This window comes from Streptomyces sp. SM1 (assembly GCF_002910825.1).
Taxonomy (GTDB): Bacteria; Actinomycetota; Actinomycetes; order Streptomycetales; family Streptomycetaceae; genus Streptomyces; species Streptomyces okerensis.
On record NZ_NEUB01000904.1, the window covers coordinates 1 to 6,728 of the forward strand.

General features: G+C 71.8%; 6 protein-coding genes. 5 read left to right on the top strand and 1 reads right to left on the bottom strand.

The window, feature by feature from the left end; all coding sequences use genetic code 11:
- Window positions 1–979: FtsK/SpoIIIE domain-containing protein (locus B9S61_RS30370; RefSeq protein WP_258039932.1), on the top strand; the 979-nt coding region annotated here is incomplete at its 5' end.
- A 19-nt stretch (window positions 980–998) separates the two neighbouring features.
- Here B9S61_RS30370 and B9S61_RS42745 read toward each other — a convergent pair.
- Window positions 999–1,607 (bottom strand): hypothetical protein, encoded by a 609-nt coding sequence (locus tag B9S61_RS42745; RefSeq protein WP_258039933.1) that lies wholly within the window; start codon window positions 1,605–1,607, stop codon window positions 999–1,001.
- A gap of 213 nt (window positions 1,608–1,820) precedes the next feature.
- Between B9S61_RS42745 and B9S61_RS30380 the strand changes: the two genes are divergently transcribed.
- The 4 genes from B9S61_RS30380 to B9S61_RS30395 form a co-directional block, all read left to right on the top strand.
- Window positions 1,821–3,239: an ABC transporter substrate-binding protein gene (locus B9S61_RS30380; RefSeq protein ID WP_103545102.1), complete on the top strand. Its 1,419-nt coding sequence runs from the start codon at window positions 1,821–1,823 to the stop codon at window positions 3,237–3,239.
- A gap of 7 nt (window positions 3,240–3,246) precedes the next feature.
- On the top strand, window positions 3,247–4,596 hold the full coding sequence (locus tag B9S61_RS30385; RefSeq protein WP_181007610.1) for a carbohydrate ABC transporter permease: 1,350 nt from the start codon (window positions 3,247–3,249) through the stop codon (window positions 4,594–4,596).
- Between the two features lie 281 nt (window positions 4,597–4,877).
- On the top strand, window positions 4,878–5,777 hold the full coding sequence (locus tag B9S61_RS30390) for a carbohydrate ABC transporter permease (protein ID WP_103545103.1): 900 nt from the start codon (window positions 4,878–4,880) through the stop codon (window positions 5,775–5,777).
- Between the two features lie 147 nt (window positions 5,778–5,924).
- Window positions 5,925–6,728 (top strand): glycosyltransferase family 2 protein (locus tag B9S61_RS30395; protein WP_146064996.1); only part of this gene is annotated, 804 nt, incomplete at its 3' end.

The window sequence follows — 6,728 nt, forward strand, 5'->3', positions numbered from 1 at the left end:
CCTGCTGATCGAGGGTGCGGTCGGCAGCGGCCGTACGGAGCTGCTGCGGGCGGTCGTCGCCTCGCTGGCCGCCGCCGAGCGCCCCGACCGGCTGGGCATCGTCCTGGTCGACGGCAGGGGCGGCGGCGCGACGGGCGCGGGGCACGGCGAGGGTCTGCGCGTCTGTACGGACGTACCGCATGTGACCACGCATCTGGGCGCCAACGACCCCGTGCGGATGCGGGAGTTCGCCCAGTCCCTGAGCGCCGAACTGAAGCGGCGCGCGGAGCTGCTGGGCCGCTCGGACTTCGCGGAGTGGCACACCGGACGCGAGCTGTCGGACCGTATGGTCGCCCAGCGCACGGCCGCCTCCCGCGCGGGGGCGGCGACGGGCGGGCAGAACGGCGACCTGGACACCCCGCCCAGTTCGACGCTGCGGCTGCGCCCGGGAGCGGGCCGGAACAGGACGGAGGCACCGCCGCCGCTGCCCCGGCTGGTGGTGGTCGTGGACGATCTGGACGCGCTGGTGTCTCCCGCGCTCGGCTCACCGGGGCGGCCCGCCGCGGGATCGGTGATGCGGGCCCTGGAGGCCGTGGCCCGGGACGGCGAGCGGCTCGGTGTGCATCTGGTGACGGCCACCGGGCCGTGTGCGCGGACGGCGGGGACCGAGCCGGTGCGGCAGGCGTCGCTGCGGGTCGTCCTCGATCCCCCCGTGCCGGGTGGCGGCCCGGACGACCCGGTGCCGGGCCGGGGCCGGCTGGCCCGTCCGGACGGGCGGGAGACGGCGTTCCAGGGCGGCCGGGTGACGGGCCGTATCCCGCGGACGGCGACCCTGCGGCCGACGGTCGTCCCCCTGGAGTGGCACCGCATGGGCGACCCTCCGGCCCGCCGCCAGGTCCGCGAACTCGGCAACGGCCCGACGGACCTGGCCCTGCTCGCCAGCGCCCTGGAGCGGGCGGCCCGTCAGGTCTCGGCCGCGGAGGTGCCGTCGCTCCTCTGACCGCGTGCGGGGAGGCCGGTCAGTGGCCTCCCCGGTTCTCCACACAGGGACCGGTTCCGGGCTGGGGTTCCGCGTACGCGCCGTGCACCTCGGTGGTCAGCTCGTCCTTCGTCACCCGGCCGGACACGCAGACGACTCCCGTGTGCAGGCTGTAGTACCCGTTGCCGATGTAGACCCCGTGCTCCTCGCCGCAGCCGAGGCGGGCGAGGGCCGCCGCGACGCGCTCGTCGGCGAAGCGGCCGTACTCCCCGGCCCCGCCCTCCGCGCGCACCTTCTCCAGCTCCGCGCGGACGAGCTCGGCCGACGCCGCTCCCCAGGCCCGCTTCTCCGGGGTCATCGAGGCCTGCATCCGGTAGGCGTGGTTCTCGGCGTAGTGGGGAGCGCCGTCCCCGTGCTGCTCCTGCGGGCCGTCCGTACGCGGGGTGGACGAGGCGGAGGGGGACGGCACCACCGTGGGCGCCTCGGCCGGCTCCGCGCACATCGGCCGGGCGCCGGAGGACGGCGGGGGGCTGGTGGAGGGCGGAGGGCTCTCGGGCGCTGCCGCCCGCACGCCGCCGCGCTGCGTCCCGCACGCCGTCAGGGTCAGCACCAGAAGGGCGACCGCGGTGACTGATCGTCTGATGGGCATGTGCACAGCTTTCCTGCTTCGAGTGAGCATGTCATGAGTCGGGACACTCAGCCGCGCTGACGCATGGTCACGACGCGGTCACGATCCCGGACTTGACACGGAACGCGCTCTTGCCACCCCCACCCCCCGGGCGTAGACCAGAGCGCACGGGAAGCGCTCGAACGTTCGGCTGAGTACGACGGAGTACGACGGAGTACGAAGAACGGGGCAGTGATGCGCAGGACGAGCAGGATCATCCGGATACCCAAGTCGCCCGACCACCCCCCGACGACCCCCCGCTCCCGCACGGCGCTGAGAGCCGCCGCCGCACTCGCCGCGGGTGTGCTCGCGGTCTCGCTCACCGCCTGCGGAGGCGACGACGACGGCGGTGACAACGGCAAGGGTGACGGGACCGGCGACACCGGCACCACCGTCACCCTGCCCGACCTGAAGGGCGAGAGCCTGGAGGTCGCCGCCGTGTGGACCGGCGCCGAGCAGGCCAACTTCAAGAAGGTCCTCGCGGAGTTCGAGAAGCGCACCGGCGCCGAGGTGACCTTCGTGCCGGCCCAGGACCCGATCATCAACTTCCTCGGTTCGAAGATCGCGGGCGGGGCGCCGCCGGACGTGGCGCTGCTGCCGCAGCCGGGCGCCATCAAGCAGGCCGTGGAGAAGGGCTGGGCCAAGCCGCTGGGCGCGGGGGCCACCAAGGAACTCACCGAGAACTACGCACAGGCCTGGCAGGACATCGGCAAGGTCGACGGCAAGCAGTACGGCGTCTACTACAAGGCCGCCAACAAGTCACTGATCTGGTACAACGCCCAGGTCTTCGAGAACGCCGGCGCGGCCGAGCCCACGACGTGGGACGAACTGCTCACCGCCGCGCAGACGGTGTACGACTCCGGGGTCACCCCGTTCTCGGTCGGCGGCGCCGACGGCTGGACGCTGACCGACTGGTTCGAGAACGTCTATCTGTCCCAGGCGGGTCCGGAGAAGTACGACCAGCTGGCCCGGCACGAGATCAAGTGGACGGACCCGTCCGTCAAGGAGGCCCTGACCACGCTCGCCGGGATCTGGGGCAAGAAGGACTACGTCGCGGGCGGCGCGTCCGGCGCGCTGCAGACGGAGTTCCCGGCGTCCGTGACCCAGACCTTCACCGGCGGCGACCAGCCCCAGGCCGGCATGGTCTACGAGGGCGACTTCGTGCAGGTCAACATCGCCGAGACCGACGCCGAGGTGGGCACGGACGCGAAGGTGTTCCCGTTCCCGGCGGCCGGTGACGCACCGCCCGTGGTGTCCGGCGGCGACGCGGCGGTGATCCTGGAGGACTCGGAGGCGGCGCAGGCGCTGGCGACCTTCCTCGCCTCTCCCGACGCCGCGGGCATCCAGGCGAAGCTGGGCGGCTACCTGTCGCCGAACAAGAACGTGCCGAACTCCGCGTACCCCAACGAGGTGCAGCAGAAGATGGCCAAGGCGCTGATCGACGCCGGTGACGACTTCCGCTTCGACATGTCCGACCAGGCCCCGCAGGCCTTCGGTGGCACGCCGGGCAAGGGCGAGTGGAAGGCGCTGCAGGACTTCCTGAAGAACCCGAAGGACGTCGCGGGGACGCAGGCGCGGCTGGAGGCCGACGCGGCCGCGGCGTACGGGAACTGATCCGGCGATGGCGTCGGACCCGGCGGTGGGGGCCCCGAAGGCCGCCCCCACCGCTCCCAAGTCGCGCAGGAGCGTCACCGGCACCCGGAGAACGGTCGCGGCGCTGTTCCTGCTGCCCGCGCTCGTGCTGCTCGGTGCGCTCGTGGTCTACCCGATCGGGTACTCCGTCGTCCGCAGCTTCTACGACCAGTCCGGTGACGGCTTCGCCGGAATCGACAACTACCGGGCGCTGTTCACCGACGAGGGCATCCGCACCGCCCTCAAGAACAACATCATCTGGGTGGTGTTCGCGCCGACGGTCGCCACCGCGCTCGGCCTGGTCTTCGCGGTACTGACCGAACGGGTGCGCTGGGGAACGGCGTTCAAGCTGGTCGTCTTCATGCCGATGGCGATCTCGATGCTGGCGGCCGGCATCATCTTCCGCCTGGTGTACGACCAGGACCCGGACAAGGGCGTGGCGAACGCGGTGTGGGTCGGGGTGCACGACACCTTCGCCGAGTCGTCGGCGTTCCCCAAGGCGCACCCGGGCCGTGAGTCGCCGCTGGAGCCGGCCGGCGGGGGCGCGTTCATCACCACGGGCACGGTGAGCGCCGGTGACACGGTCACGCTGCCGCTGGTCGGCGTCGCCCCGGACCTGATGCCGGACGGCGCGAAGCCCGCGGCGGCGGCGAAGCCGGAGGACGACCGGATCACCGGCACCACCTGGCAGGACTTCACCCGGGGCGAGGGCGTCGGGGCGCTGAACCGGGTCGACGCCTCCGAGCTGGGCTATCCGGGGATGCGGATCGAGGCCGTCAGGGACGGCAAGGTGGTGGAGACGGCCACGGCCGGTGCCGACGGCACGTTCTCGCTGTCCTCCAAGGCCGACGGGGCACGGCTCCGGCTGCCGGCGAGCAACTTCGCGGCGCCGTACAACGGGCTGGACTGGCTCGGCCCGTCGCTGGTCACACCGGCCATCATCGGCTCGTACATCTGGATGTGGGCGGGCTTCGCGATGGTGCTGATCGCGGCCGGGCTCGCGGGGATGCCCCGGGAGCTGCTGGAGGCCGCGCGGGTGGACGGCGCGAACGAGTGGCAGGTGTTCAGACGGATCACGGTGCCCCTGCTGGCGCCGGTCCTCGCGGTGGTCACCGTCACCCTGATGATCAATGTGCTGAAGGTGTTCGACCTGGTCTTCATCATCGCCCCGGGCTCCTCCCAGGACGACGCCAACGTGCTCGCGCTGGAGCTGTACCGCCAGGGCTTCTCGGCGGACCAGCCGGGCATCGCCAGCGCCATCGCGGTGTTCCTGCTGCTGCTGGTGATCCCGGTGATGTGGTTCAACGTACGGCGGCTGCGGCGGGAGGTGCGGCGATGAACGGGCGTCGGCCGTGTGACTGCCGGGGGTCCGGGGGTCGTCCCCCGGGCGGGCACAGTAACGTACGGCGGCTGCGGCGGGAGGTGCGGCGATGAACGGGCGTCGGCCGTGTGACTGCCGGGGGTCCGGGGGTCGTCCCCCGGGCGGGCACAGTAACGTACGGCGGCTGCGGCGGGAGGTGCGGCGATGAACGGGCGTCGGCCGTGTGACTGCCGGGGGTCCGGGGGTCGTCCCCCGGGCGGGCACAGTAGCGTACGGCGGCTGCGGCGGGAGGTGCGGCGATGAGTGCCACCAAGGCGGGCGCACCGGCCGCCCCCTCTGTCGGGGCGGAGCCGTCGCTGGGTTCGCGGCTCAGCCAGTGGGTGAGCGGCGGGCTGGTCCGTGTGTTCCTGATCGTCATCGGCCTGTTCTGGCTGGTCCCGACGATCGGGCTGCTGCTGGCGAGTCTGCGCACCCCGCGGGACATGGCCGCCGACGGCTGGTGGACGGTGTTCACCGAGCCCTCGCAGCTCACCTTCGGCGCCTACGAGACGCTGCTGAAGAACGACGACATCACCGGCTCGCTGCTGAACACGGTCTGCATCACCGTGCCGGCGACCGTGCTGGTGGTGGTGATCGGCTCGCTCGCGGGCTACGCCTTCGCCTGGATGGAGTTCCCCGGCCGCGACTGGTGGTTCCTCGCGGTGGTGGGGCTGCTGGTGGTGCCGGTACAGGTGGCGCTGATCCCCATCGCCGAACTCTTCGGCTCGCTGGGCATCTTCGGCTCCCTGACCGGTGTGGTCCTCTTCCACGTCGGTTTCGGTCTGCCGTTCGCGGTGTTCCTGCTGCGGAACTTCTTCGCGGAGATCCCGCGGGAGCTGCTGGAGGCGGCCCGGCTGGACGGCGCGGGGGAACTGCGGCTGTTCGTGCGGGTCGTGATGCCGCTCGCCGGGCCGGCCATCGCCGCGCTCGGCATCTTCCAGTTCCTGTGGGTGTGGAACGACATGCTGGTCGCGCTGATCTTCACCGACTCGGGGAGCCAGCCGATCACGGTCGCCCTGCAGACCCAGGTACGGCAGTTCGGCAACAACATCGACGTCCTCGCGCCCGGCGCGTTCATCTCGATGGTGATCCCGCTGGTCGTGTTCTTCGCGTTCCAGCGGCAGTTCGTCTCCGGCGTGATGGCGGGGGCCGTCAAGTAGCAGATGGCGCAGCAAAGTTGATGGGGCGGGCCGGGGAGGTCCGCCCCTTCGTGTGACGAACGTCCCCCGGATGCCGCAGGGCGCGTAACCAAGTCGGCCCAGCGGCCGTTGCCGGGCAGAACGCCCGCACCGACCGTTGGATGCCCCTTGCCCAGGTTCAGTGTCATTGTCCCCGCTTACCAGGTTCAGGCGTATCTGCACGAGTGCCTGGAGTCGGTGCTGTCGCAGTCGTATCCCGATCTCGAACTGATCGCCGTCGACGACTGCTCGCCGGACGCCTGCGGTGCGGTGATCGACGAGTTCGCGGCCCGGGACCCGCGGGTCCGGGTGGTGCACCTGCCGCACAACACCGGCCTGGGGCGGGCCCGTAACGCGGGGATGGAGCGGGCGACCGGCGACTACCTGGTGTTCCTGGACGGTGACGACACCCTCACCCCCGACGCGCTGCTCGCCCTCGCCGACCGGCTGAAGGAGACCGGCGAACCCGATGTGCTGGTCTACGACTACGCGCGCACCTACTGGGCGGGCGAGGCCGTGCGCAACCGGGTCGCCGCCGAACTCACCGAGCGCGGCCCGGCCCCGTTCCGGCTCACCGACCGGCCCGGGCTGCTGAGCCTGCTGATGGTGGCCTGGAACAAGGCGTACCGGCGGGAGTTCGTCCAGCGCACGGGGCTCACCTTCCCGCCCGGCTACTACGAGGACACCCCGTGGACGTATCCGGTCCTGATGACGGCGGAGTCGATCGCCACCCTGGACCGGGTGTGCGTGCACTACCGGCAGCGGCGGGCCGGCTGCATCCTGCGCACCACCAGTGACCGGCACTTCGATGTCTTCGACCAGTACGACCGGGTCTTCGCGTTCCTCGACGGGCGCCCCGAACTGGAGCGCTGGCGGCCGGTGCTGTTCCGCCGCATGGTCGACCACCTGGTGACGGTGTACACACGGCGGGAC